Annotated in this window: 24 protein-coding genes and 1 other annotated feature; of the genes, 11 read left to right on the forward strand and 13 right to left on the reverse strand. The window is 52.3% G+C overall.

All coding sequences use genetic code 11. The features are described from left to right. Nucleotides 1–266: 266 nt before the first annotated feature. The 3 genes from clpB to rluD all read right to left on the reverse strand — a co-directional run bounded on the left by clpB (nucleotide 267) and on the right by rluD (nucleotide 4,674). Nucleotides 267–2,843 (reverse strand): ATP-dependent chaperone ClpB, encoded by a 2,577-nt coding sequence (gene clpB, locus ACETPC_RS18075; protein WP_380183760.1) that lies wholly within the window; start codon nucleotides 2,841–2,843, stop codon nucleotides 267–269. A 125-nt stretch (nucleotides 2,844–2,968) separates the two neighbouring features. Next, the gene (gene yfiH / locus ACETPC_RS18080; protein ID WP_380183762.1) at nucleotides 2,969–3,697 is read right to left on the reverse strand and encodes a purine nucleoside phosphorylase YfiH; all 729 of its coding nucleotides are present in this window, start codon (nucleotides 3,695–3,697) and stop codon (nucleotides 2,969–2,971) included. After that, a complete protein-coding gene (gene rluD, locus ACETPC_RS18085) occupies nucleotides 3,697–4,674 on the reverse strand; it encodes a 23S rRNA pseudouridine(1911/1915/1917) synthase RluD (RefSeq protein WP_380183764.1) in 978 nt (325 codons plus the stop codon). Before rluD ends, yfiH begins: the two co-directional genes overlap by 1 nt. Nucleotides 4,675–4,804: 130 nt before the next feature. Between rluD and bamD the strand changes: the two genes are divergently transcribed. After that, the gene (bamD, locus tag ACETPC_RS18090) at nucleotides 4,805–5,536 is read left to right on the forward strand and encodes an outer membrane protein assembly factor BamD (RefSeq protein ID WP_380183766.1); all 732 of its coding nucleotides are present in this window, start codon (nucleotides 4,805–4,807) and stop codon (nucleotides 5,534–5,536) included. 249 nt (nucleotides 5,537–5,785) lie between these two features. Further along, nucleotides 5,786–6,118, forward strand: a complete 333-nt coding sequence (gene raiA / locus ACETPC_RS18095) for a ribosome-associated translation inhibitor RaiA (RefSeq protein ID WP_380183768.1) — start codon at nucleotides 5,786–5,788, stop codon at nucleotides 6,116–6,118. 56 nt (nucleotides 6,119–6,174) lie between these two features. Here the strand turns inward: raiA and ACETPC_RS18100 are convergent, their stop codons facing one another. Together ACETPC_RS18100 and ACETPC_RS18105 are read right to left on the reverse strand one after the other, a co-directional pair. After that, nucleotides 6,175–6,330 (reverse strand): hypothetical protein, encoded by a 156-nt coding sequence (locus ACETPC_RS18100; protein WP_380183769.1) that lies wholly within the window; start codon nucleotides 6,328–6,330, stop codon nucleotides 6,175–6,177. Continuing rightward, nucleotides 6,327–7,367 carry a glycosyltransferase family 9 protein gene (locus ACETPC_RS18105; RefSeq protein ID WP_380183771.1) on the reverse strand — a complete coding sequence of 347 codons (1,041 nt, stop codon included), beginning with the start codon at nucleotides 7,365–7,367 and terminating at the stop codon, nucleotides 6,327–6,329. Before ACETPC_RS18105 ends, ACETPC_RS18100 begins: the two co-directional genes overlap by 4 nt. 443 nt (nucleotides 7,368–7,810) lie before the next feature. Beyond that, nucleotides 7,811–7,935: a sequence feature (Phe leader region), on the forward strand. Here ACETPC_RS18105 and pheL point away from each other — a divergent pair. From pheL to ACETPC_RS18125, 4 genes are all read left to right on the forward strand, one after another. Beyond that, nucleotides 7,812–7,859 (forward strand): pheA operon leader peptide PheL, encoded by a 48-nt coding sequence (gene pheL / locus ACETPC_RS18110; protein WP_125294913.1) that lies wholly within the window; start codon nucleotides 7,812–7,814, stop codon nucleotides 7,857–7,859. (Overlaps the previous feature by 48 nt.) A gap of 23 nt (nucleotides 7,936–7,958) precedes the next feature. Beyond that, nucleotides 7,959–9,119: a bifunctional chorismate mutase/prephenate dehydratase gene (gene pheA, locus ACETPC_RS18115; RefSeq protein WP_380183772.1), complete on the forward strand. Its 1,161-nt coding sequence runs from the start codon at nucleotides 7,959–7,961 to the stop codon at nucleotides 9,117–9,119. Nucleotides 9,120–9,251: 132 nt separating this feature from the next. Continuing rightward, nucleotides 9,252–10,298, forward strand: coding sequence for an ABC transporter substrate-binding protein (locus ACETPC_RS18120; RefSeq protein ID WP_380183774.1), 1,047 nt, complete (start codon nucleotides 9,252–9,254; stop codon nucleotides 10,296–10,298). Next, nucleotides 10,298–10,999, forward strand: coding sequence for a substrate-binding domain-containing protein (locus ACETPC_RS18125; RefSeq protein WP_380183776.1), 702 nt, complete (start codon nucleotides 10,298–10,300; stop codon nucleotides 10,997–10,999). Before ACETPC_RS18120 ends, ACETPC_RS18125 begins: the two co-directional genes overlap by 1 nt. A gap of 45 nt (nucleotides 11,000–11,044) precedes the next feature. Here ACETPC_RS18125 and tyrA read toward each other — a convergent pair whose 3' ends face one another. Then, on the reverse strand, nucleotides 11,045–12,166 hold the full coding sequence (gene tyrA, locus ACETPC_RS18130) for a bifunctional chorismate mutase/prephenate dehydrogenase (RefSeq protein ID WP_380183778.1): 1,122 nt from the start codon (nucleotides 12,164–12,166) through the stop codon (nucleotides 11,045–11,047). Between the two features lie 11 nt (nucleotides 12,167–12,177). Next, a complete protein-coding gene (locus tag ACETPC_RS18135) occupies nucleotides 12,178–13,248 on the reverse strand; it encodes a 3-deoxy-7-phosphoheptulonate synthase (RefSeq protein WP_380183780.1) in 1,071 nt (356 codons plus the stop codon). A gap of 510 nt (nucleotides 13,249–13,758) precedes the next feature. Between ACETPC_RS18135 and ACETPC_RS18140 the strand changes: the two genes are divergently transcribed. The 3 genes from ACETPC_RS18140 to ACETPC_RS18150 all read left to right on the forward strand — a co-directional run bounded on the left by ACETPC_RS18140 (nucleotide 13,759) and on the right by ACETPC_RS18150 (nucleotide 18,821). Beyond that, nucleotides 13,759–14,271, forward strand: a complete 513-nt coding sequence (locus ACETPC_RS18140; RefSeq protein WP_380183782.1) for a GNAT family N-acetyltransferase — start codon at nucleotides 13,759–13,761, stop codon at nucleotides 14,269–14,271. A gap of 406 nt (nucleotides 14,272–14,677) precedes the next feature. After that, the gene (locus ACETPC_RS18145; protein WP_380183784.1) at nucleotides 14,678–18,037 is read left to right on the forward strand and encodes a M66 family metalloprotease; all 3,360 of its coding nucleotides are present in this window, start codon (nucleotides 14,678–14,680) and stop codon (nucleotides 18,035–18,037) included. Nucleotides 18,038–18,224: 187 nt separating this feature from the next. Next, a complete protein-coding gene (locus ACETPC_RS18150) occupies nucleotides 18,225–18,821 on the forward strand; it encodes a glutathione S-transferase family protein (RefSeq protein ID WP_380183786.1) in 597 nt (198 codons plus the stop codon). Nucleotides 18,822–18,879: 58 nt separating this feature from the next. Here the strand turns inward: ACETPC_RS18150 and rplS are convergent, their stop codons facing one another. The 5 genes from rplS to ffh form a co-directional block, all read right to left on the reverse strand. Further along, complete coding sequence (gene rplS, locus ACETPC_RS18155; RefSeq protein WP_024965502.1) at nucleotides 18,880–19,242, reverse strand: 50S ribosomal protein L19; 363 nt, start codon at nucleotides 19,240–19,242, stop codon at nucleotides 18,880–18,882. A gap of 45 nt (nucleotides 19,243–19,287) precedes the next feature. Then, a complete protein-coding gene (trmD, locus tag ACETPC_RS18160) occupies nucleotides 19,288–20,097 on the reverse strand; it encodes a tRNA (guanosine(37)-N1)-methyltransferase TrmD (protein ID WP_380183788.1) in 810 nt (269 codons plus the stop codon). Continuing rightward, on the reverse strand, nucleotides 20,094–20,642 hold the full coding sequence (gene rimM, locus ACETPC_RS18165) for a ribosome maturation factor RimM (protein ID WP_380183789.1): 549 nt from the start codon (nucleotides 20,640–20,642) through the stop codon (nucleotides 20,094–20,096). The genes trmD and rimM overlap by 4 nt, the downstream gene beginning before the upstream one ends. An 18-nt stretch (nucleotides 20,643–20,660) precedes the next feature. Beyond that, entirely contained in the window at nucleotides 20,661–20,909 is a 249-nt protein-coding gene (rpsP, locus tag ACETPC_RS18170) for a 30S ribosomal protein S16 (RefSeq protein ID WP_380183791.1), read from the reverse strand. A 136-nt stretch (nucleotides 20,910–21,045) separates the two neighbouring features. After that, the gene (ffh, locus tag ACETPC_RS18175; protein ID WP_380183793.1) at nucleotides 21,046–22,407 is read right to left on the reverse strand and encodes a signal recognition particle protein; all 1,362 of its coding nucleotides are present in this window, start codon (nucleotides 22,405–22,407) and stop codon (nucleotides 21,046–21,048) included. Between the two features lie 164 nt (nucleotides 22,408–22,571). On the opposite strand from ffh, the gene ACETPC_RS18180 reads away from it, so the two are divergent. Both ACETPC_RS18180 and ACETPC_RS18185 read left to right on the forward strand, forming a co-directional pair. Then, complete coding sequence (locus ACETPC_RS18180) at nucleotides 22,572–23,360, forward strand: inner membrane protein YpjD (protein ID WP_380183795.1); 789 nt, start codon at nucleotides 22,572–22,574, stop codon at nucleotides 23,358–23,360. 25 nt (nucleotides 23,361–23,385) lie between these two features. Continuing rightward, a complete protein-coding gene (locus tag ACETPC_RS18185; protein WP_380183797.1) occupies nucleotides 23,386–24,672 on the forward strand; it encodes an HlyC/CorC family transporter in 1,287 nt (428 codons plus the stop codon). Nucleotides 24,673–24,713: 41 nt separating this feature from the next. On the opposite strand, the gene luxS is transcribed toward ACETPC_RS18185, so the two are convergent. After that, complete coding sequence (luxS, locus tag ACETPC_RS18190) at nucleotides 24,714–25,229, reverse strand: S-ribosylhomocysteine lyase (RefSeq protein ID WP_380183799.1); 516 nt, start codon at nucleotides 25,227–25,229, stop codon at nucleotides 24,714–24,716. Nucleotides 25,230–25,273: the final 44 nt, after the last annotated feature.

Consider the following 25,273-nt stretch of genomic DNA (forward strand, 5'->3'; position numbering starts at 1 on the left):
AATACGCTTTCCTCCTTCAGAGTCAACTTCTTTTTCAGAAGTTTTTCTCCGGCGGTTCAGCTTCCTGAACCTCCTGAGCCGCTGGCCGTAAGCCGTTGTGCCGTCTCAGTGGTTGCGCATTATAGGGAGTTCTCGCGCCCTGACAACCCCTAATTGCAAAAAAAGGTTCGACCGTTCAAAAAACCACCCCAAACGGTTAAAAAGCACTATTAACGTTTAGTAAATAAGCAAAAACGGGCGCGAAGGCCCGTTTTTATTCATAACTACTATTGCTGGCTGGCCACGATAGCGCCGTCCTGCACATCCATTTCTATTTTTTTCCCTGGAACCAGCTGACCGGAAAGTATCTGCTGCGCCAGCGGGTTTTCGATTTGCTGCTGAATAGCGCGTTTTAACGGTCTTGCGCCATAGACAGGATCGTAACCGTTCTCGCCCAGCAGCTGTAGAGCTGCATCAGAGATATGCAGTTCATAGCCGCGATCGGTCAGACGATCGTACAGGCGTTGCAGCTGAATCTTCGCAATTGAAGCGATATGTTTTTCGCCCAGCGGATGGAAGACCACCAGCTCATCGATACGGTTAATGAATTCCGGACGGAAATGCTGGCCGACCACCGTCATTACTACGTCTTTCATTTCCCCATAGCTCAACGCACCGAAGCGTTCCTGAATTAGATCGGAACCCAGGTTAGAGGTCATGATGACGACCGTATTGCGGAAGTCTACTGTTCTGCCCTGCCCGTCCGTCAAACGGCCATCGTCCAGCACCTGCAATAAGATGTTGAAAACGTCAGGATGCGCTTTTTCAATTTCATCCAGCAGGATAACCGAGTAAGGGCGACGCCGTACTGCTTCAGTTAAATAGCCGCCTTCTTCATAGCCGACATACCCCGGAGGCGCGCCCACCAGCCGCGATACCGCATGCTTTTCCATAAACTCCGACATATCCAGACGCACCATCGCATCGTCGCTGTCGAACATAAAGTTGGCCAGCGCTTTGCAAAGCTCGGTTTTACCTACGCCAGTTGGGCCCAGGAACAGGAATGAGCCGATCGGACGGTTTGGATCCGCCAGGCCTGCCCGGCTACGGCGAATAGCGTTGGAAACCGCTTCGACCGCTTCGTTCTGGCCAATCACCCGCTGATGCAGCTCCTGCTCCATACGCAGCAGCTTGTCGCGCTCGCCTTCCATCATGCGATCCACTGGAATACCCGTCCAGCGAGCCAGCACGTCCGCAATCTCTACGTCGGTAACGCGGTTACGCAGCAGCCGCATGGTTTTGCCTTCTGCCTGCGTGGCGGCTGCCAGCTGTTTTTCCAGCTCCGGAATTCTTCCGTACTGCAGCTCAGACATCTGCGCCAGATCGCCAGTACGGCGTGCCTGCTCCAACGACAGTTTGGCCTGCTCAAGCTCCGCTTTAATAGTCTGGGTGCCCGAGAGCGAGGCTTTCTCCGCTTTCCACTCTTCTTCCAGTTCTGAATAGTCGCGTTCTTTCTGGCTCAGCTCCTCTTCAAGCATATCCAGACGTTTGATGCTGGCATCGTCTGATTCTTTTTTCAGCGCCTGCTGCTCCAGCTTGAGCTGGATAATACGGCGCTCCAGGCGATCCAGCGCTTCTGGCTTGGAATCAATCTGCATACGAATGCTGGAGGCCGCTTCGTCTATCAAGTCGATAGCTTTATCCGGCAGCTGACGATCCGCAATATAACGATGCGATAGCGTAGCCGCAGCCACAATAGCCGGATCGGTGATTTGCACATGGTGATGCAGCTCATAGCGCTCTTTCAGTCCGCGCAGAATAGCGATGGTGTCTTCCACGCTCGGTTCCGCTACGAAGACTTTCTGGAAACGACGCTCAAGCGCCGCATCCTTCTCTATATATTGACGATACTCATCCAGGGTAGTAGCCCCAACGCAGTGCAGTTCGCCACGAGCCAGCGCAGGCTTCAGCATATTGCCGGCATCCATCGCGCCATCGGCTTTCCCGGCGCCAACCATGGTATGCAGTTCGTCGATAAAGAGGATAACGTTGCCTTCCTGTTTGGACAGGTCGTTCAGCACGCCTTTCAAACGCTCTTCAAACTCACCGCGATATTTCGCCCCCGCCACCAGCGCGCCCATATCCAGCGCCAGTACCCGACGGCCTTTTAAGCCTTCCGGTACTTCGCCATTAATGATGCGCTGCGCCAGCCCTTCCACGATAGCGGTTTTACCTACGCCAGGTTCGCCGATCAGCACCGGGTTGTTTTTAGTACGGCGCTGCAAAACCTGAATGGTGCGGCGGATTTCTTCATCACGGCCAATAACCGGATCCAGTTTGCCTTTTTCCGCACGTTCGGTCAGGTCTATGGTGTATTTGTTAAGGGCCTGGCGCTGGTCTTCAGCTCCCTGGTCGTTCACGGTTTCGCCTCCACGCAGCTGGTCAATGGCGCGCTGAAGTTTTTCGCTGGTTGCGCCGGCGGATTTTAGTAAATCGGCCAGCGATCCCCGCGAATCAAGCGCGGCAAGCACAAAGAGTTCAGATGAGATAAAGTTGTCGGCGCGTTTTTGCGCCAGTTTGTCACAGAGGTTCAGCACGCGAACCAGGTCAGCGGAAGGCTGGACATCGCCATCGGCGCCTTCGACCTGCGGCAAACGGCTGATAGCCTGCTCGACGCCGCTGCGTAACGCGGCGACATCCACGCCGGCGGAAGTCAGTAAAGGTGAAACGGAGCCGCCTTCCTGCTTGAGCAGAGCGCTCATCAGATGCAGCGGTTCGATAAATTGATTGTCGCGCCCTAGCGCTAAAGACTGGGCGTCAGCGAGAGCAAGCTGGAATTTATTAGTAAGACGATCCAGACGCATAATTCCCCCATTCAGGTCAAATTGCTACTGGAGATTAAATGAGGTCTTCCCTCAAATTTTCAAGTTAAGTGACCGGAATATTTTGGTGAAAAATAACACAGTCCGGATCGTCTTATGGCGACAGGTTAGCTCAGCCAGATCAAACTTGCCATACGGCCGGTGACGCCGTCGCGTCGGAAGGAGAAAAATTGTTCAGGCTGCGAAAGGGTACAAAGGCCGCCACCTGAGACGGAGCGCACTCCACAGCGCGCCAGGCGCAGACGAGCAAGCTGCCAGATATCGGCAAAATATTTTTCGCCCGCTGGTCTGAAAGCGACAGCATCTTCCGGATTTAACGCTAAAAAGGCCGCTTTTACTTCCGCGCCGACTTCAAAAGCCTGCGGCCCAATCGCCGGGCCAAGCCAGGCGATAATCTCCTGCGGCGGCGAAAGAAAAGCGGCCAGCGTCGCTTCCAGCACGCCTGAACAAAGCCCGCGCCAGCCAGCATGCGCGGCAGCTACCTCTTTACCATCCAGCGAGCTGAACAGTACCGGCAGGCAATCTGCCGTCATCGCCGCGCATACCACGCCGCGCTGGCGTGTATAGGCCGCATCGGCCCGCAGCGAAGCGGACTGTTCGCCAGTGAGATTAAGCACCTCAACGCCGTGCACCTGCTCAAGCCAGACAGGGCTGGAAGGCATAGCCGCAAGCGAAACAAGCTGCTCGCGGTTGCGGTTTACCGTTGCAGCATCGTCGCCAACATGCGCGCCTAAGTTCAGCGAGTGCCAAGGAGCCTGGCTAAAACCGCCCGCGCGCGTTGTGCTACAGGCCCGCACGTTAGCGGGCGCAGGCCATTCCGGCGTAAGCAGGCTCATTACCAGTCCAGCTGCTCTTTAAATTCTTCGGTATCGGCCTTCAGCGCTTCAATCAGCTCGACCATATCCTGCGGCAGCGGCGCATGCCACTCCATCTCAATGCCGGTTACCGGGTGATAGAGACGCAGCATGGTTGCATGCAGTGCCTGGCGATCGAATTTACGCAGCGTGCCGATAAAAGCTTCTGAAGCGCCTTTTGGCGGACGTGGACGACCACCGTACAGCGGATCGCCCACCAGCGGATGGCTGATATGGGACATATGCACGCGGATCTGGTGCGTACGGCCCGTTTCAAGGCGCAGACGCAGGCGCGTATGGGCGCGGAAGTGCTCCATAATGCGATAGTGCGTAGTAGCCGGTTTGCCCATTGGATGTACAGCCATATGGGTACGCTTAGTGGAGTGACGGCTGATAGGTTCGTCAACCGTGCCACCCGCCGTCATTTTGCCAATGGCCACCGCTTCGTATTCGCGCGTGATTTCACGCAGCTGAAGAGATTCCACAAGATGCGTTTGCGCCGGTACTGTTTTAGCGACCACCATCAAACCGGTAGTGTCTTTATCCAGACGATGGACGATGCCCGCACGTGGCACATCAGCAATAGCAGGATAATGGTAAAGCAGCGCGTTCAGCACCGTACCGTCGGGGTTGCCCGCGCCAGGATGTACTACCAGGTCGCGCGGTTTGTTGATCACCAGGATATCGTCATCTTCATAGACGATGTCGAGAGGAATGTTTTGCGCTTCCCAGCGCGCCTCTTCTTCGATTTCCGCGTCTATAGCGATTTGTTCGCCGCCGAGCAGTTTCTCGCGCGGTTTGTCGATGATTACGCCGTTGACGCTGATGCGACGGTCGAGAATCCACTCTTTTATACGAGATCTTGAATAATCAGGGAACAATTCGGCCAAAGCCTGATCTAAGCGTTGTCCGAGTTGCGATTCGGAGACCGTTGCGTTGAGTTTTACTTGTTGTGCCATAAACAGCTTCTTCGTTAACGTTGGGTTTTCACGGCGATGCCGTTTAATATAATGTGCTATTGTACCTGGTCACTATCGGGAGCTACATGGACAGCTTCCTGAATAACACACTGAGGATAATCAAATCGTCATGACGCGTATGAAATATCTGGTGGCTGCAGCCACGTTGAGCCTGGCATTAGCGGGTTGTTCCGGCTCGAAGGATACGGTGCCCGATAGCCCGCCTTCCGAGATTTATGCCACTGCCCAGCAAAAACTGCAGGACGGTAACTTTAAAGGAGCAATAACGCAACTGGAAGCGCTTGATAACCGCTATCCGTTCGGGCCTTACTCCCAGCAAGTACAGTTAGACCTGATCTACGCTTACTATAAAAATGCCGATTTACCGCTGGCGCAGGCCGCTATCGATCGCTTTATGCGCCTGAATCCTACGCATCCGAACATTGATTACGTAATTTATATGCGCGGACTGACGGATATGGCGCTTGATGACAGCGCGCTGCAGGGCTTTTTCGGCATCGATCGTTCCGACCGCGATCCTTCTCACGCCCGCGACGCCTTCCACGACTTCTCTCAGCTGCTGCGTGGCTATCCAAACAGCCAGTATGCGACGGACGCCAGAAAGCGTCTTATCTATCTGAAAGACCGTCTGGCGAAGTATGAGCTTTCCGTGGCGCAATTCTACACTAAGCGCGAAGCTTATGTTGCAGTAGTTAACCGCGTTGAGCAAATGATGAAGGATTATCCGGATACGCAGGCGACGCGTCAGGCGCTGCCGCTGATGGAAAACGCCTACCGTAAGCTGCAGCTGACGGCGGAAGCGGACAAAGTTGCGAAACTGATCGCGGCTAATCAGGCTTAATACGAAAAATGGCAGCCTCGGGCTGCCATTTTTTCCTGGCGGCTACGCTGTTTTGCCGCAGGTTAACTTACCCATCATGCCTGTGAAAAAATCTCCCTACAAGTCTCTTTAACCTGTTTACCAGCCCGCCTCACAGAATCGTCATTCTTGACAAAAAGTGACAAAATAAGGTGATGCAAATCACGCAATAACCCTTTTTCCAGGGTATGCTTACCTTACATTCGACGGAAATGATTAGAGGTAAGCACTATGGTTCTGAACATTACCAGCAAGCAAATGGAAATCACTCCGGCTATCCGCCAGCATGTCGAAGAGCGTCTTGCCAAACTGGAAAAATGGCAAACCCACCTGATTAACCCGCACATCGTCCTTTCCAAAGAGCCAAAGGACTATGTTGCCGATGCCACTATCAATACGCCGAACGGCCCGCTGATCGCCAGCGCCAAACACGATGATATGTATGCGGCCATCAACGAGCTGATTAACAAGCTGGAACGCCAGCTGAACAAGGCTCAGCACAAGGGCGAGGCGAAACGCGCCCAGGCCAGCGTCAAAGACCTCAGCATTATCGATGAGGAATAGGTAAAAAAGATAACGCGCCTCCGGGCGCGTTTTTTTGCCAGCAGTCAATTTCTGCGTCAGCGATCTTCTGCCCTGCCCCGCCTGTCACGTACCGATTCGATCAACTCCAGGTAACAGTCGTCACAAAGCTCGCTGTCAAAAGCAAACAGGCGCTCGATGAAACGGCGTTTGGCCCCGCATTCTGTACAGTACTTCAGTGCGATAATTTTCATTGGTAAGCAAGGCTCCTTTCAACAGAAAATGGTTGAAGTTCGCTTGTCTTGTCTTCGGACAGCAGCTTATTCACGGCGGTAACAACAGACGTAACGGAAATATCACTGACCTGCTTACCTTCATACAGCAATATCGCTCTGACACCCAAAGGATGCCAGCGCCGATATTTTTCAAGGCGGGATTCGAACAGCGCAACTAACGGAATTTGTAATGCAGATGCCAGATGAACAGGCGCGCTATCAGCTGAGATCACTAGATCTAATTGCGTCATCGCCGCAATCAGATCGGGAACAGTTGGGGTAAATATTTCGCGCGTCTCTTTTTCTTCCCGCCATACAGCAGAAGAATTTTCCTGAGGTGAGTGAAAAACGACTATTTCATAACCGTCGCCGAGTGCGTCGCTTAGCGTCAGCCATTTCTCTGTTGGCCATTGCCGCTGCACGCTGTTATTAGAGACAAAAAAACCTACCCTGAGCTTCTTTTTTGCGCCTAACTTTTTTTGCCAGAAATCAACTTTTTCCGGACAGGGGAAAATATGCAGTTTTAACTGTTCAATATCCGGCATACCCAATTCGGGGACAAGCATAAAACCGGCAAGCGCCTCATGGATTAAGGGCCTGGTCGCTACGTGAGCCTTTACGCGATCGTCAAATTCGGTAGCAGCATTATGCCAACGGCAGTCAGGAACCTTTAGCTGTCTGGCAAAGCTAATTGCGTTTTTACACATGCCGCCATTTGGAATAATAAGTAAATCAAATTTCAATTTGCGAAGAGATAAAATAAGACTCAATCTTTCTTTAATATAGTTAAAAAAACCTGGCCTGATATTTTTATGCCTGTTCTTAGAATAGACATAGTAATGGACTTTACTAACAGCGGGATTATTATCCAGTATAGGTGCATTGTATTTATTGGCGATAACGTGGATCTCCGACTGCGGCCAACTTGTCTTAAGCGCATGCAGCAGTGGCGTAGTGCAGACCATATCCCCAAGAAAATCGATACGAATAATAAGAATCCTTTTTTTGGCATCCATCTTATCTCCTTTTTATTACTGAATCTTCCATGAATAAACGACTATTTTATTAGCCTCCCGTTACTCAGGCGTGCTAAAAAGCCGAGGGAAAAGAATATCAGACAATCTACTGATGATAAATAAAAAACAGAACTCCCGATAAAACCAACATATTCATCATTAATAATTACATATTAAAAACACACTCCTTACAAACCATTTAATTCAGATCGTGATTTTTAAAAGATAACATCACTTTTATCTCTTACGGATTTCCCTGTTTTTACAGAATAATGAATGCTCTTATCTTCGACAAAAACGTGGCGGTTCGACATTCACAGCAGTAATCGCTGTTTTCTTCGGCTGCCCAGAATGGGTAGCCGATCGGGCGTACAGAACATGTTTTTATTGACAGCAATAAATTGCTGTGGTTACTTTAACCCTCCGACATTCGTGGATACTTTGATGAAACAGCTGCCGTTCTTCTTCGCCTTCTTTTTTACCTTCCCCTGACCGGGAGGCAATTCGTCGTGTAAGAAAGAAAGCGAAGACGAACAACAAGGCCTCCCAAACGGGAGGCTTTTTTTTTATGAACATCTGACAGGTAGCCCTATGACCACTGATAATCCCCTGCTGGCCCTGCGCGAAAAAATCAGCGCGCTGGATGAAGAATTACTGAGTCTGCTGGCAAAACGCCGGGCGCTGGCGGTTGAAGTTGCGACGGCGAAGATGGCCACCCATCGCCCGGTGCGCGATATCGACCGCGAGCGCGACCTGCTTGAGCATCTGGTCACGCTGGGGAAAACGCATCAGCTGGATGCGCACTACATTACCCGCCTTTTCCAATTGATTATTGAAGATTCCGTGCTGACACAGCAGGCTTTGCTGCAACAACATCTCAACCAGACTAATGCGCAATCGGCCAGAATCGCCTTCCTCGGTCCAAAAGGCTCCTACTCGCATCTGGCTTCACGTAATTATGCCGCTCGCCATTTTGATAACTTTATCGAATGCGGCTGCCTGAGCTTCCGCGATATTTTTAGTCAGGTAGAAACGGGCCAGGCCGACTATGCGGTGTTACCGATAGAGAACACCAGCTCCGGCTCGATCAATGAAGTTTATGATTTACTGCAGCAAACCAGCCTGTCGCTGGTTGGCGAGATGACGATTCCTATCGATCACTGCGTGCTGGTTGCCGGCAGCACCGATCTGCAGCAGATAGAAACCGTTTATAGCCATCCTCAGCCTTTCCAGCAGTGCAGCGAATTTATTCACCGCTATCCGCACTGGAAAATTGAGTATACGGAAAGTACTGCCGCCGCCATGGAAAAGGTTGCCGCCCTGAATTCGCCTAAAGTCGCCGCGCTGGGTAGCCAGGCTGGCGGCGAGCTTTACGGCCTACAGGTGCTTGAGCGTAATCTGGCTAACCAGCAGCAAAATATTACCCGCTTCGTGATCCTGGCACGTAAGCCGGTAGAGGTTACGCCGCAGGTTCCAGCCAAAACTACGTTGGTTATGGCTACCGGGCAGCAGGCTGGCGCGCTGGTAGAGGCACTGCTGGTGCTGCGTCAGCATAATCTGGTCATGAGCAAGCTGGAGTCGCGTCCGATTAAAGGCAATCCCTGGGAAGAGATGTTTTATATCGATTTTCAGGGTAATTTGCGTTCAGAAGAAGTACAGCAGGCGTTGCGCGAGCTTGCGCCTATCACTCGCTCGCTGAAAGTGCTGGGCTGCTATCCGAGCGAGAACGTTATCCCGGTCGAACCACAGTGATTAACGCAGCGTTGCGTCACTGAAACCACCTGACCGCCGCCGTAAAGAGCGGCGGTTATTTGCTTAGGGTCATTTACCCGCCTCGCTTTATCGCTATATTATCTCCTACATAACGAATGTCGGGAATAATCAATGCGCCCTCTTTTACGCTCTATGCTGCTGCTTTCCGCGAGCCTGCTCGCTTTCTCCTGCTATGCCAGTCGCCAGGTTATCGATCAGCTTGGCCGTGATGTTACTATTCCCGATCGTGTCGATCGCGTAGTGGTATTGCAGCATCAGACACTTAACCTGTTAGTCCAGCTGGATGCTACCAAAACTATGGTCGGTATTCTTAGTAACTGGAAGCAGCAGCTGGGCGAAAACTATCAACGGCTGGTGCCGGAATTGACCAGCCTGCCGACGCTGGGCGATCTGACGCATGTGGATGTAGAGAAGCTGGTGGCGCTAAGGCCGCAGGTAGTGTTCGTCACCAACTATGCGCCGCAGGAGATGATTGACCAGATCCAAAAGCTCGGCATTGCCGTTATTGCTATCTCGCTGCGCGCTGACGACAAGCAGCAGCATCGTCTTAATCCGCAACTGGACAATGAGGAGCAGGCCTATAACGAGGGACTGAAACAGGGCATTCGCCTGATTGGCGAGGTCGTTAACCACCAGCGACAGGCTGAAGAACTGATTGAAGCGACCTTTAGCCAGCGCCAGCAAACCGCCGAACGTCTGAAGGCGATCCCCACCTCGCAGCGTATCCGGGTTTATATGGCGAATCCTGACCTCACTACCTACGGTTCCGGCAAATACACGGGTTTAATGATGGCGCACGCTGGCGCATCAAATGTCGCCGCCGCTACGGTAAAGGGTTATAAGCAGGTCTCTATGGAGCAAATCCTCGCCTGGGATCCTCAGGCGATCTTTGTGCAGGATCGCTATCCTCAGGTGATCAACGAGATCAATGAACAAACCGCCTGGCAAGCATTGGATGCCGTTAAGCATCATCGCGTTTACCTGATGCCGGAGTACGCAAAAGCCTGGGGCTATCCGATGCCGGAAGCGTTAGCGCTGGGCGAGCTATGGATGGCGAAAAAGCTTTATCCGGAGAAATTCCGCGATATTGATATGCAGAAAAAAGCGGATGAATGGTATCAGCGGTTTTACCGCACGCACTACACGGGTAGTAACTGATGACGCTGTCCGTACTGGCTGCCGGTAGCTTACGCGCAGTCTGGCCGAAAATTGCGGCAGCATACGGCCAGGCCGTTACCGTAAAATTTGGCCCTGCCGGGCTTCTTTACGAGCGCATCAGACAAGGCGAGCACTGCGATCTCTTTTTGTCGGCAAATATAGCCCATCCGCAAGCGTTGCTGTTGGCTGGCTATGCCTTTGAAAGCGGCATCTTTACCCATAACGAGTTATGCCTGAGCATCAGAGAACGGCTGGCAACGCCGGAACGAAGCTGGCTGGATCTCCTTAGCGATGCAGCGTTGCGTATCGCCACTTCTACACCGATAAGCGATCCCTCAGGCGATTACACCTGGCAGCTTTTTGAACGTATTGAGCAACAGCATCCGGGTTTTGGGGAGTCGCTAAAGCAGCGAGCGCTACAGCTGGTTGGCGGGCCGAACAGTCCAACGGTTCCGACCGGACAATCCGCAGCAAGCTGGCTGCTAAATGGCGATCGGGCTGATATTTTTATCGGCTATCAAAGCTACGCCGCGCAGCCCGGCATCGCCGTTCTTGCCATTCCGACGCCTTTTCAAATTCGCGCCGACTACGCTTTTGCCGTTTGCAACGCCAATGCGCGGCCGCTGGCGGCATTTTTATTAAGCGCTCAGGCTCAGACAATTTTGCAAAAAGGTGGGTTTCTGCCACTTGCGCCCAGCTAAGGGCATAACATAGCAGGTAAAAAGGCCGTTTCCGGCCTTTCTGCTTTACTGGCGGCTGTCGTTGGCCTGGCGCAGCAGCGAACGGCTTTCCAGCATAAAGCGCTGGGCGTAGTCGCCAAACCAGTGCTCGACGCGGCGGAAGCTGTCAACAAACGCCTGTTTATCGCCCTGCTCCAGCAGCTGGATGGCTTCGCCGAAGCGCTGATAGTAGCGTTTGATCAGCGCCAGATTATTTTCCGACGACATAATAATGTCTGCATAAAGCTGCGGATCCTGGGCAAACAGTCTGCCAACCATCGCCAGCTCCAGCCGATAAATTGGCGAAGAGAGCGCTAATAGCTGTTCAAGCTGCACGTTTTCTTCCGCCAGATGCAGGCCATAGGCGAAGGTAGCAAAGTGACGCAGCGCCTGGATAAAGGCCATATTCTGATCGTGCTCGACCGCGCTGATGCGGTGCAGCCGCGCGCCCCAGACCTGAATCTGTTCTAAAAACCACTGGTAGGCTTCTGGCTGGCGGCCATCGCACCAGACCACCACCTGTTTTGCCAGGCTGCCGCTGTCCGGGCCGAACATAGGATGTAGTCCCAGCACCGGGCCGCTGTGCGCGGCCAGCATTGCCTGCAGCGGGCCGTTTTTTACCGAGGCCAGGTCGACCAGGATGCAGTCCTCCGGCAGCGGCGGCAGCTCCGCTATCACTTTTTCAGTCAGGTGGATCGGCACGCTGATAATTACCATGCCCGCATCCGCCAGCAGGCTGCCCGCCTGCGGCCACTCTTCTTTATCCAGCGTCCTCACCTGATAGCCGGAAAGCGTCAGCATTTTTTCAAACAGGCGTCCCATCTTGCCTTTGCCGCCAACGATAACCACCGGGCGAAGCTCCGGATGCAGAGTTTTAAAGCCTTTATCATTTTCGCTGGCATAGGACTCGCGCATAACGCGGCGCAGCACGTCTTCAATCAAATCCGGCGGCACGCCAAGCAGTTCTGCTTCTTTACGACGCGAGGCCAGCATAGAGGCTTCGCGCTCCGGGACATATATTGGCAGTCCGTAACGGCTTTTTACCTCGCCTACTTCTGCGACAAGGCTCAGCCTTTTGGCCAGCAGATCGAGTAGCGCTTTATCAACTTCATCGATTTGATCGCGTAGCGCGGTCAGTTCAGCCACCATAATTACCTCTCTTACGACAGACGTGCCGCCAGCACGCCATCCAGCTCCCGGTGAATAGTGCGTAGCAGCTTATCGGTGGTTTCCCAGTTGATGCAGGCATCGGTGACGGAAACGCCGTAGCGCATGGCGCTCTTCGGCTGCTCGGAAGACTGGTTGCCCTCATGCAGATGGCTTTCCAGCATCAGGCCGATCACGGAGCGGTTGCCGTCCCTGATCTGCGCCACGACGGATTCAGCCACGCCGGTCTGGCGGCGGAAGTCTTTATTAGAATTACCGTGGCTGCAATCTATCATCAGCGCAGGCCGGAGTCCCGCCTTGCTCATCTCTTTTTCGCATTGCGCCACATCTTCCGGGCCGTAGTTAGGCTGCTTGCCGCCGCGTAAAATCACGTGGCCGTCCGGGTTGCCCTGGGTTTGCAGCAGACAAACCTGACCGCTCTGGTTGATGCCCACAAAGCGATGCGGCATGGCGGCAGCGCGCATCGCGTTGATTGCGGTGCCCAGGCTGCCGTCGGTGCCATTCTTAAAGCCAACCGGCATGGAAAGGCCGGAAGCCATTTCACGATGCGTCTGCGACTCTGTGGTGCGCGCGCCGATAGCCGACCAGCTAAACAGATCGCCAAGGTATTGCGGACTGTTAGGATCCAGCGCTTCCGTCGCCAGCGGCAGTCCCATTTCTACCAGTTCTACCAGCAGGCGGCGCGCGATATGCAGGCCCGCCTCCATATCGAACGAGTTATCCATGTAAGGGTCGTTGATCAGCCCTTTCCAGCCCACAGTGGTTCGCGGCTTTTCAAAGTAGACGCGCATAACGATATAGAGCTGATCCTTGAGATCTTCAGAGAGCGCTTTTAAATGACGCGCATAGTCCAACGCTGCTTCCGTATCGTGGATTGAACAAGGGCCGCATACCACCAGCAAACGGTGATCTTTACCGCTGATAATGTCAGAAATGGTCTGACGGGAAGCGGCGATTTGCGCCTGCTGCGCGTCGGTCAGCGGGAACTTGTTTTTCAGTTCCTGCGGCGTAATCAAAATTTGTTCGTCGGCGATATGAACGTTATTCAGCGCGTCTTTTTGCATGGCCTGCTCTCTCGTTATGCCCGTAGGTGCGGATAATTAGGTGAGGACACTGTATCAGAAAGGGTACATTTTACAATCCGAAGATGTACACTTTTATTACCATGAAAGATAAACGGAATACACATTAGATAAAAATCCAATAATATCAATTACATAAATATAGATTTTCTTTTTGCTTCGGCATGTCTAATGTAAATTTAACTTTACACGCATCTCCTTGTCGGCTGAAATGGTTTTGTCGAGTATTGCCGAAGCGTAGCTACAAACATTATCAGGTACTCCCTGGGCTCCAGAGCGGCTCTGGCCTTATCACTATATAAGCTATGCTGAAAGCTATATTTCAAATGCAGAGCCGCTTCACATTTTTTACCCTTGTCCGGCCCGATAAAAAAACAACTTTCCTGTGCCGGTAAAAATGCCAGCCAGACAGGTGAATAGCCGCTTTCTTTCTGGCTGGCTTTATGGCAATAAATTAATCCTCAATTTAGGGTTAAACTTAAAGGAGATAATATGCATATAGTCTATCGACCCTATCGCAACGAGGATGCCGAAGCATTCGCCAGCGCGGTAAACGCCTCGCTCGATACGCTGCGGCCCTGGCTGCTCTGGGCGCATGAAGATTTTACGGAACAGGAAGCGCTCCGCTGGTTTACCGCCACAAATACGCTGCGCGCAAAAGGCGAAGCCAATGAAATGGGGCTGTTTGCTGAAGATGGCCGACTGCTTGGCGGAGCCGGCTTGCGGTATTCACAAGAGCAACCGCACCACTGCTCTATCGGCTATTGGGTACGCAGCAGTGAGCAACGTCAGGGCGTAGCCAGCCAGGCCGTGCGGTATCTGGTGGATCTGGCGTGGCAAAGCCCGGAAAGAGATACGGTTGAGATCCTGGCGGTAGCGGAAAATGTCGCCAGCCGCGGGGTAGCAGAAAAATGCGGCGCGGAATTTAAAGGCATTAAATATGGCCTGATCGTACTGGAGAATGGCCCGGTCGATACTGCTGTTTATCAATTTTATCGTGCCTGAAACTGACGCCCGGTACCGCTTTTGCTTGCCGGGCGATTTAGATAGCAGTCAGTCGGCTGACATTGTGCATTTAAACGGGTTCCATGTTAGCAAGAGCCCTTATTTATCACCAAATTATATTCTTTAACTTACACTATTCATTAATAATTAATACATACTATCTTTACTCTAAATTTTTACAGCGCTAAATGAATTTCTGAATTGTCCTCTGTTTTACTTCCCGCCTTTTAATATTCAAGGGATTACTATTTTTTACTGGGCCTGGATAAATAATTGCGTTTGCGTGTTGTGCCCCATACGACAAAAATCGCGAAAATTCAATCAGCCTCTTGCAGCCTGGCATAAGTGAGAAAGCCATTTTCTTTAACTTTTTACGCAGGAGGAAATAATATCCAGAGGAACAATTATGTTATCCGACGAAAAAATACTAAAGAAGATCCTGGCCATTCACAATGAGGAGCTGGTCTTTAACACCAGCGATTACTCTAACGATCTGCAAGGTTCACTGGCTGCCAATGTGAAGTTTGCGCAGAGTCAGATCCTCCCGGCAAAGCCAAAATCGGGTGATAAACAACCTCGCCTTATCGCTAACCGTAAAACATTGCTGCTGGTCAAGCCGCTGGAAGAAGTTGCATCGCTACAGGTAACGGTGATCAACAAAGAAGGCCGGGAAATTGGCACATATAAACTTAACAAGCCTGAACTGCTGCCGTCAACGGCCTATCATATTGACGGTTTGCCAAACAATATAGATTTCACGCCATTACCGGGTTCAAAATCCGTTATTGATACCGCTGCCGTAATAAACCAGCTTAGCGATCCTACTGGCAGCTTGCTGCTAAAAGAATTGCAAACCCACGCTGAGGTTGAAATCCGTACTGCCGATGGCCGCTGGACAGGAAACATTTATCTTCCTCAAGGTCCGGATATTGAAAATAAAGTTATCCGTTTCCAATCGAAGGCTGGTTATAATTCTACCATCCATTATTCCGGCCGCTCTACCACTATCTCCACCAACAATATATTCTTTTTCAAATACCTGTCCGGCCAATGGGTCTGGGAAGGTGATTTAACTAATCAGGGTATTATCTATGCGCTGAATACATGGAGCATCGATCTGCCGGCCCGCTGCATCCAGCCTGGTTTCGCCATGCATTTCAACAGCGGCGAACGAAGTGGAAGGCTGGAAAATATTCCGGTTGGCGCGCCGACGGAGCTGCTTATTCATACTATAGACGTGGGAATGCTGACCACGCCTCGTGATGAGTTTGTGTTTGCAAAAGATACTGAAGCGCACCGGGAATACTTTCAGACCGCGCCAATATCAAAATTAATCGTAGGGCAGTATCAGTCACTTCACCTCACTGAAGTTATGCTGCCCAATGGCCAACTGCTGACCGATTTCGATCCCAGCCAGGGCGGCGTTTATGACGGCACCATGCGAGCCAGAATCGGTAAAGAGCTTATCTCGCTGGGCATTAATCACGCCAATTATGGTATCAATTGCTCTGAAGGTGAAGGCGAATGGACGCCTTATCTGGTCGCGCAGCTTACCGCGCATAATAGCCGGGGAAAATATGCTAACGGCATCATTATTCATGGACTCTCCGGCGGAGCGGGCATGGTGACGCTTGAAGATTCACTGGGCAATGAATTTAGCCATGAGGTTGGCCACTGTTACGATCTGATTCATTATCCCGGCGAGTTTGACGGCTCGGTTCATCAGTCCGCCAATTCCATTAACTCTACCTGGGGCTGGGATAGCGATCGGATGAAATTCCTGCCGAATTTTAAACCGATAATGAGTGATAAGCCTTCCTGCTACCAGGATACTTGCCAGGCAACATTTCATGGTCGCTCGTTTGGCTTTGATCCCATGGCCGGTGGCGAACCAATGGCACCGATTAACCGTTTCACGCTTTATACGCCTTATACCGCGACTCAAATTCAGGATTTTATGGAGAAAAAAGTGGTTTTTGCTGCTGATTCAGCAACAGGCTTTAAAAAATGGAATGCAGAGACCCAGCGAATGGAACCTTTTTTCCATCACGTAGATACTCTTCGCCCGCTTATTGCTGCCAATAAAGACTTAAGCGCGAATACGCTTGCTGCCTTGTTTGCCAAAAATAAAATGGTTGGCGTCACCATGGCTGACGGAAACTGGGCTCAGGCTGTCTATTTACCGACGGCTTCGCAAAGTAATCAGGGCGCGCTTTTCTCTTTCAATCATAACGCCACTTACGGCAGCCAGCTGCATATCAATGGCCAAACCACTAATGTGACCAGAGGCTTTAATAAGAGCTATAGATCTGACGGAACCTCATGGAAAGAGTGTGTGATCCTGACAGCCGAAACAACACGCGCTTTAGCCCGTAACGACGAATTAAACCACTATTCTCTGACCCGGCTTTTGGCCTCTGCTCAGCTGGTGAATATTGTAATTTCGGCTAGCGATTGGGTGCCGGAGGTTTCTGTACCGCCAGCGGAAAAAGAGAATAAGCAGCGTATCTTAAATATTGAGAATAGATCTGTTCTTGACGTAAAAATGGCTATTAATGGGTTAAGCATTACTCTTCCCGCAGGGGAAAAAACGGTTTATCACTCTAATGGCGACAGATGGTTGCCAAATGATGAAATCGTTGATATTAGCCGCCAGGTTAAACCTGAGCAGTCTGGCGTCCCGGTCACTACGCTAGTGGGTTATTACGATCCGCAAGGCATTCTTCCTGGTTATATTTATCCTGCGTTACATGGCGCTTATGGTTTTGTATATAAAGACGACGCCGCTCAGTTAACTGAACAGGATTGCCAGTTACTGGTTGAATCGGATCTGGGCGTGCAGCGTTTTAAACTTGATAATAACCGGCTCAGAAGCAACGTTATGAATAAATTCCATATTAATATTGCTGAGTCCGCACAGCCACGCACGGCTAAATTAATTTGTCAGGATAAAGTCATCTGTCAGTACGACATTCAGCCAGCGGCGGTAAATCTGACCTATACCATTAATGGCGAAAGCGGCAATACCGGCAACGATCTTACTATAGCGCCATCGGGCCTTCACGTTATCAATGCCACTACTGACAAAATCTCTTTGATTTGGGATGCCATGTTGGTTCCGGTTAAAACGTACAGGGTTTATCGCAATGGCCAACCAACAGGCGAGGCTTCTCTGCCTGGCTTTACCGATACTGGCCTGGAGGAAGGAACGCAATATACCTATGCCGTGAGCGCCGTTTACGAAAACTCAGAGGAGTCGGTATTAAGCAAAACGATCTCCGTAACTACGCCACTGTCGCCTGTAGTACCGGATGTAGCCCCAGCCGCGCCGGGCAATCTGCGCAGTACCGACGTCACCACCAGCAGCATCGCGCTCGCCTGGGATGCCGCCGTTGCCGGTTCGCACGCGCTGGGATCCTACAGCATTTTCCGCAGCGAAAACGGCGGCATCACCAGCGTGATCGCCAGCGTTCCTGGCTCGCAGCTGAGCTGGAGCGATACCGCGCTGAAAGCCGATACTCGCTACAGCTATTTTGTGATTGCTTACGATGTCAGCGGCAAAATGTCCACACGCAGTAATACGCTTCAGGTCACCACCGATACACCGAATACTTTGCGTAGCTGGGCATTGAATGAAACTTTCCAGACGGGAGAAAAGGTTAGTTATCAGAATCGAATCTGGGTTTGCATACAGGGCCATACTGCCTGGGTTATGGACTGGGCGCCCGGCGGGGCGGATTCTGCAACCCTGTGGCGACTTGCCTGATTAAGCTGTAGCTTAAAAGAGCCAGACGGATCCGGCTCTGCCTGATAACCACTGGGCGGCAAAAGGTTTTCCTTACTTTTGCCGCCCATGTTTTTCGTCCGGCGTACTTTTTATCATCACGTCGTTCCGCTACGCTGTGAATGAAATTTTGTTGCTGATGACAATCTCGCTTACGGAAGGAGCAAAAATGAAAGTTTATACTTTCCCTAAAAGTCGTTCTTTGCGAGTCCTGTGGACGCTGGAAGAGCTGAAGCTGGATTATGAAACCTGTCCTGTAGATTTATTTTCCCCCGAGCCAGCCGTTTCCTCTCCGCACCCTTTGCGCAAAGTGCCGGTACTGGAAGACAAAGGGCATCTTATCTTTGAAACCGCAGCTATCTGCCAGTATCTTTGCGAAAAGCAGGAAGCAGGCGTCTTTTATCCGCGCGAGCCTTTAGCCAGAGCAAAAGTTAACGAGTGGCTGAGTTTTTCCCTTACGGATTTAGAGTCACCGGTCTGGACTCTACTTAAGCACAAGTTTTTGCTGCCGGAGGCGTTGCGATCGCCAGCCGTTGTCGAAACAGCTTTTGCCGATGCCGCCAAAGCACTGAATGCGGTGAGGCTGGGGTCGCCATGGATCGCTGGCGAACATTTTACGCTGGCGGATATTTTTCTGGCGCATACGCTGATGTGGGCACAGCTCTGCGGTCTGGTTTTAAACGAAGCGCTGAGTGGTTATGTGGCAAGCTGCCAGCAGCGTAGCCCTTATGCCGCGGCGCTGGAGAGAAATAATAAGTCGGCGTAGCAGGATTGCAGACAAAAAAAGGGCCGGTCTCGCGACCGGCCCTTTATTTCGTATTAACTTAGGATGCTGCTTTAGCGCCCAGACGTTCTTTGATACGTGCAGACTTACCGGTACGCTCACGCAGGTAGTACAGTTTGGCCTTACGTACGGCACCACGGCGTTTAACAGCGATGCTGTCGATTACAGGTGAGTGAGTCTGGAAGACACGCTCAACACCTTCGCCGTTAGAAATTTTACGAACGGTGAATGCAGAGTGCAGACCGCGGTTACGAATAGCGATAACCACGCCCTCGAATGCCTGCAGACGCTTCTTGGAGCCTTCAACAACCCATACTTTCACTTCCACGGAGTCGCCCGGACGGAATGAAGGTACGTCCTGTTTCATCTGCTCTTGTTCGATTTGCTTGATAATGTTGCTCATAATTAAATCTCTTATCCTGGGTAAACTGATATTCAGGCGCCGCGGCTACAGCCCGGACTGCCCATCATCGTTATGCTGCTGTCTGAATTCCTGTTGGAACGCCTTCAGCAACTTTGCTTGCTCTTCAGTCAGAGCCAGGTTTTCCAGAAGTTCAGGTCTTCTCAGCCAGGTACGGCCCAGCGACTGTTTCAGACGCCAGCGGCGAATCTCGGCATGGTTGCCCGACAGCAGAACTGGCGGAACCTCCATCCCTTCTAACACTTCAGGTCGGGTATAGTGCGGGCAGTCCAGCAGGCCTTCGGAAAACGAATCTTCCTCGGCTGACGCCTGCTTGCCCAGTACGCCAGGGATAAACCGGGCGACCGAATCAATCAGCGTCATTGCCGGCAGTTCCCCGCCGCTGAGTACGTAATCCCCGATCGACCATTCTTCATCGATTTCGGTTTGGATGACGCGCTCGTCTATCCCTTCATAGCGACCACAGACCAGAATTAACTTCTCGCTGGTCGCCAGCTCGCAAACCCCATTTTGATCGAGTTTGCGCCCCTGAGGTGAAAGATAAATCACCTTAGCGCCTTCTCCTGCCGCCGCTTTTGCTGCGTGGATGGCGTCCCGTAAGGGCTGAACCATCATTAGCATTCCCGGTCCGCCGCCGTAAGGACGATCGTCCACGGTACGGTGCCGGTCATGAGTGAAGTCGCGAGGACTCCAGCTCTGAATGCTGAGCAGGCCATTTTTTACTGCCCGGCCAGTTACTCCGTAGTCGGTAATTGCGCTAAACATCTCAGGGAACAGGCTGATTATGCCAATCCACATCGACTGCGCCGGAGCGTTACCGCTTTGTTCGGAGCTCAAAAACCAGGATCCCAATCTACTTCGATGGTGCCGGTAGTGAGATCGACATTCTTGATAACCTGTCCATCAAGGAACGGAATCAGCCGCTCCTTCGCACCAAACGCATCCTTCAGGTTTGCCTTCACGACGAGCACGTCGTTGGAACCGGTTTCCATCATATCGATGACTTTGCCCAGCTCGTATCCTTCGGTGGTGACTACCTGGCAGCCCATCAGGTCTTTCCAGTAATAGTCGCCGCTTTCCAGAGGAGGCAGCTGCGCCGCGTCTACCACAATTTCGCAATTGGTCAGTAGCGTGGCGGCATCACGATCGTCAACGCCTTTGACTTTGATGATCATGTCCTGATTGTGGCGCTTCCAGCCTTCCAGCTCGATAAGCCGCCATTGACCCGCCCGCTGGATAAACCAGGGTTGGTAGTCAAAAATGCTTTCGGCATCTTCAGTGGAGGAAAACACTTTGAGCCAACCACGGATGCCGTAAGCCGATCCCATTTTCCCTAACACTAGCGGATTAGCGGGCGGCTGGGCGGCGAGTTGCTTGCTCATGTTGACCACCGTGACAGATTAAGCTGCTTTCTTAGCTTCTTTGATCAGCGCGGAAACGCGATCAGAGAGAGTAGCGCCCTGGCCAACCCAGTGCTCAATGCGGTCCAGATCCAGACGCAGTGGTTCAGCCTGACCAGAAGCGATCGGGTTGAAGAAACCAACGCGCTCAATGAAGCGACCGTTGCGAGCATTGCGGCTGTCAGTAACGACTACCTGATAGAACGGACGCTTTTTAGCGCCGTGACGTGCCAAACGAATTGTTACCATAACATCCTCTTTAGTTAATAAAACAACCGGGCCCCATTGAGGGAACGGGGCCCGGGTGCAATATAAAAAGCCCGAAAATTTTACTCATTTTGGCGCAAAAAGCAATCTAATTCGCCTGAGCACTTTTCCGGCTTGCTTAACGACCCGGGAAGCCCGGCGGCATCATACCTTTCATGCCGCGCATCATCTTCGCCATGCCGCCCTTCTTCATCTTTTTCATCATGCGCTGCATATCGTCAAACTGCTTTAACAGCCGGTTGACGTCCTGCACCTGCATGCCGGAACCCGTAGCGATACGACGCTTGCGGGAGCCTTTGATAATTTCTGGTTTTTCGCGCTCTTTGCGCGTCATGGAGTTAATCATCGCCTCCATGCGCACCAGCACTTTATCGTCCATCTGCGATTTGACGTTATCCGGCAGCTGGCCCATGCCCGGCAGTTTGCCCATCAGGCTGGCCATGCCGCCCATGTTGCGCATCTGCTTAAGCTGCTCCAGGAAGTCGTTGAGATCGAAGCCGTCGCCTTTTTTCAGCTTGCTGGCGAGTTTTTCCGCCTGAGCGCGGTCAACCTTGCTTTCGATATCTTCGATCAGCGACAGCACGTCGCCCATGCCCAGGATACGGGAAGCGATACGATCCGGATAAAACGGCTCCAGCGCCTCGGTTTTTTCGCCGACGCCCATAAACTTGATGGGCTTGCCGGTGATATGGCGAATAGAGAGCGCCGCGCCGCCGCGCGCATCGCCATCGACCTTGGTCAGGATCACGCCGGTCAGCGGCAGCGCCTCGTTAAAGGCTTTCGCCGTGTTCGCCGCATCCTGACCTGTCATGGCATCGACCACAAACAGCGTTTCGACAGGATTGATCGCGGCGTGAACCAGCTTGATCTCGTCCATCATCGCTTCATCGACGTGCAGACGGCCAGCGGTATCCACCAGCAGCACATCGTAGAATTTCAGCTTCGCCTGCTGCAGCGCATTTTTAACGATATCGACCGGCTTCTGGCTGAGATCGGACGGGCAGAAATCGACGCCAACCTGCTCTGCCAGCGTTTCCAGCTGTTTGATCGCCGCCGGACGGTAGACGTCGGCAGAAACGACCAGCACTTTTTTCTTGTGCTTTTCGCGCAGGAATTTACCCAGTTTACCGACGCTGGTAGTTTTACCCGCGCCTTGCAGACCCGCCATCAATACTACAGCCGGCGGCTGGGCGGCCAGATTGAGCGTGTTGTTCTCGGCGCCCATCGCGGCAACCAGCTCATTCTGAACGATTTTCACGAACTCCTGACCTGGCGTCAGGCTCTTGTTGACGTCATGACCTACGGCGCGCTCTTTTACGCGGCCGATAAAGTCACGCACTACCGGCAGCGCAACGTCCGCCTCAAGCAGCGCCATGCGCACTTCGCGCAGAGTGTCCTTAATGTTGTCTTCTGTCAGCCGTCCACGGCCGCTGATATTGCGCAGGGTTTGCGACAATCTGTCGGTTAAATTATCAAACATCGTCTCTCGCTCAACGTAATGAGAGGTCGCCAGGCGACACAATGGCGCAGATTATAACATGAAGCCGCTGCGATCTCAGCCATCTGCGATGAGATCGTTTGGAGCCAGCGGCGGCTGGCGCTATACTGCCTTTTTTCATAGCCTTGCCGGTGCTGACAACCCTTATGTCCGTTTTTGCGATTCTGGCGCTGCTCGCCTACTCATTCAGTCTTGCCTTGATTATCCCCAGCCTGCTGCGCAAGCAGAGCGCGTGGCGTCGTCTGGCCGTGATTTCCGCCACGCTGGCGCTGGTGTGTCATGCCGTGACGCTACAGCAGCGTATTTTTCTGGACGGCGGGCAAAACCTTAGCCTGCTCAATATCGGCTCGCTGGTCAGCCTGCTGATCTGCGCCATTATGACCATTGTGGCTTCACGCAATCGTGGCTGGATCCTGCTGCCCGTGGTTTATAGCTTTGCGCTAATCAATCTGGCCTTCGCTACTTTTGTGCCCAACGCTTTTATCACGCATCTGGAAACCACGCCCGGCATGATGGTGCATATCGGCCTGGCGCTGTTCGCCTATGCTACGCTGATTATTGCGGCGCTGTATGCGCTACAGCTGGCCTGGATAGACTGGCTGCTGAAAAATAAAAAGCTGGCATTCAGCAACGATATTCCGCCGCTGATGACGATTGAACGTAAAATGTTCCATATCACTCAGGTTGGCGTAGTGTTGCTGACGCTGGTGCTCTGTACCGGCCTGTTTTATATGCAGGATTTATTCAGCCGCGAGAATATAGACAAAGCCGTGCTGTCAATTCTTGCCTGGTTTGTTTATATCGTGCTGCTCTGGGGTCACTATCATGAAGGCTGGCGTGGACGCCGCGTGGCCTGGTTCAATTTCGGCGGCGCTTTTCTGCTGACCATGGCCTATTTCGGCAGTCGTATGCTGCAGCATTTTTTGACCTCCTGATCCTCCACTACAAGGAATTCCCTCGTTGGAACAAGTTTCAACCACCACGCTGATAATTATTCTGGTCGTTATGGTGCTGGTGTCGGCGTGGTTCGCCGGCTCCGAAACCGGCATGATGACGCTCAACCGCTATAAGCTTCGCCATCAGGCGAAGAACGGCGATCGCGCCGCCCGCCGCGTTGAAAAGCTGCTGCGCCGTCCCGATCGTCTGCTCAGCCTGGTGCTGATCGGCAATAATCTGGTGAATATTTTGGCTTCCGCGCTGGCGACTATCGTCGGGATGCGCCTGCACGGTGATGAAGGCGTGGCTATCGCTACCGGTATTCTGACTTTCGTGGTGCTGGTGTTTGCTGAGGTTCTGCCGAAAACCGTAGCCGCGCTTTATCCTGAAAGAGTCGCCTTTCCCAGTAGCTGGCTGCTTGGCCCTTTACAGATTGTGATGCTGCCGCTGGTATGGCTGCTCAATACCATTACCCGCATTATGATGCGTATGGTCGGCATGAAGACCGACAGCGCTGCCAATTCTGCGTTAAGCAAAGAAGAGCTACGCACCATTGTTTATGAATCGCGTACCCTGATGTCGCATCGCAACCAGGATATGCTGCTTTCGGTGCTGGATCTGGAAAAAGTGAACGTCGACGACATCATGGTGCCGCGCAACGAAATCGTCGGCATTAATATCAACGACGACTGGAAATCCATCGTGCGCCAGCTTACCCACTCTCCGCACGGCCGCATCGTGCTCTACCGGGATTCTCTGGACGATACCATCAGCATGCTGCGCGTGCGCGAAGCCTATCGCCTGATGACCGAGAAAAAAGAGTTTACCAAAGAGGTGATGCTGCGCGCGGCGGATGAGATTTACTATGTGCCGGAAGGCACGCCGCTTAACGTTCAACTGGTTAAGTTTCAGCGCAACAAAAAGAAAGTTGGTCTGGTGGTGGATGAATACGGCGATATCAAAGGCCTAATCACCATTGAAGATATCCTGGAAGAGATTGTCGGCGACTTTACCACCTCGATGTCGCCAACGCTGGCGGAAGAAGTGATGCCGCAAAACGACGGCTCGGTGCTGATTGAAGGCAGCGCCAACGTGCGCGAGCTGAACAAAGCTTTTAACTGGAAGCTGCCGGAAGAGGAAGCAAGAACGGTTAACGGTATGATTCTGGAAGTCCTGCAAGATATTCCGCTGCCGGATACGACCGTGCATATCGGCCATTATGCGATTGATATTCTTGATGTGCAGGAGAATATGATTAAGCAGGTTCGCGTTACGCCGCAAAAGTCGTTGAAGGAATCGGTAGGATCCTGATAAGACAGCCGGGCTTCCGCAAGGGAAGCCCGGTTCACTAACTAGATATGCAGTTCCTGCAGTTTCTCTTTCGGCAGCGCCAGCTCGTCGTTGTGGTTCACGCCGATGTCGTGCTCGATGATGTGACGCGCAATATCCTGCGCCTCGTCCAGCGAGTGCATTTCATAGGTACCGCACTGGAATTCGTTCAGCTCAGGGATTTTGCGCTGGTCGGTGACTTTCAGCACATCCTGCATTGCTGCTTTCCAGGCTTTGGCTACGCGCTGCTCGTCCGGCGTGCCAATCAGGCTCATGTAGAAGCCGGTGCGGCAGCCCATGGGCGAGATATCGATGATTTCAACGCCGTCACCGTTCAGGTGGTTACGCATAAAGCCGGCAAAAAGGTGCTCCAGCGTGTGGATGCCGCGCTCGGGCATGACTTCTTTGTTTGGGCGGCAGAAGCGCAGATCGAAAACGGTAATGGTATCGCCGTGCGGCGTGTTCATGGTTTTCGCTACGCGAACCGCAGGTGCCGCCATGATGGTGTGATCGACGGTAAAGCTATCCAGCAATGGCATATGGTTACCTCAACTAAAATTATTTTTGCAGTGATGAAACTTTC

Origin of the sequence: Pantoea sp. sgz302252, from assembly GCF_042610525.1 — a bacterium.
Classification (GTDB): domain Bacteria; phylum Pseudomonadota; class Gammaproteobacteria; order Enterobacterales; family Enterobacteriaceae; genus Erwinia.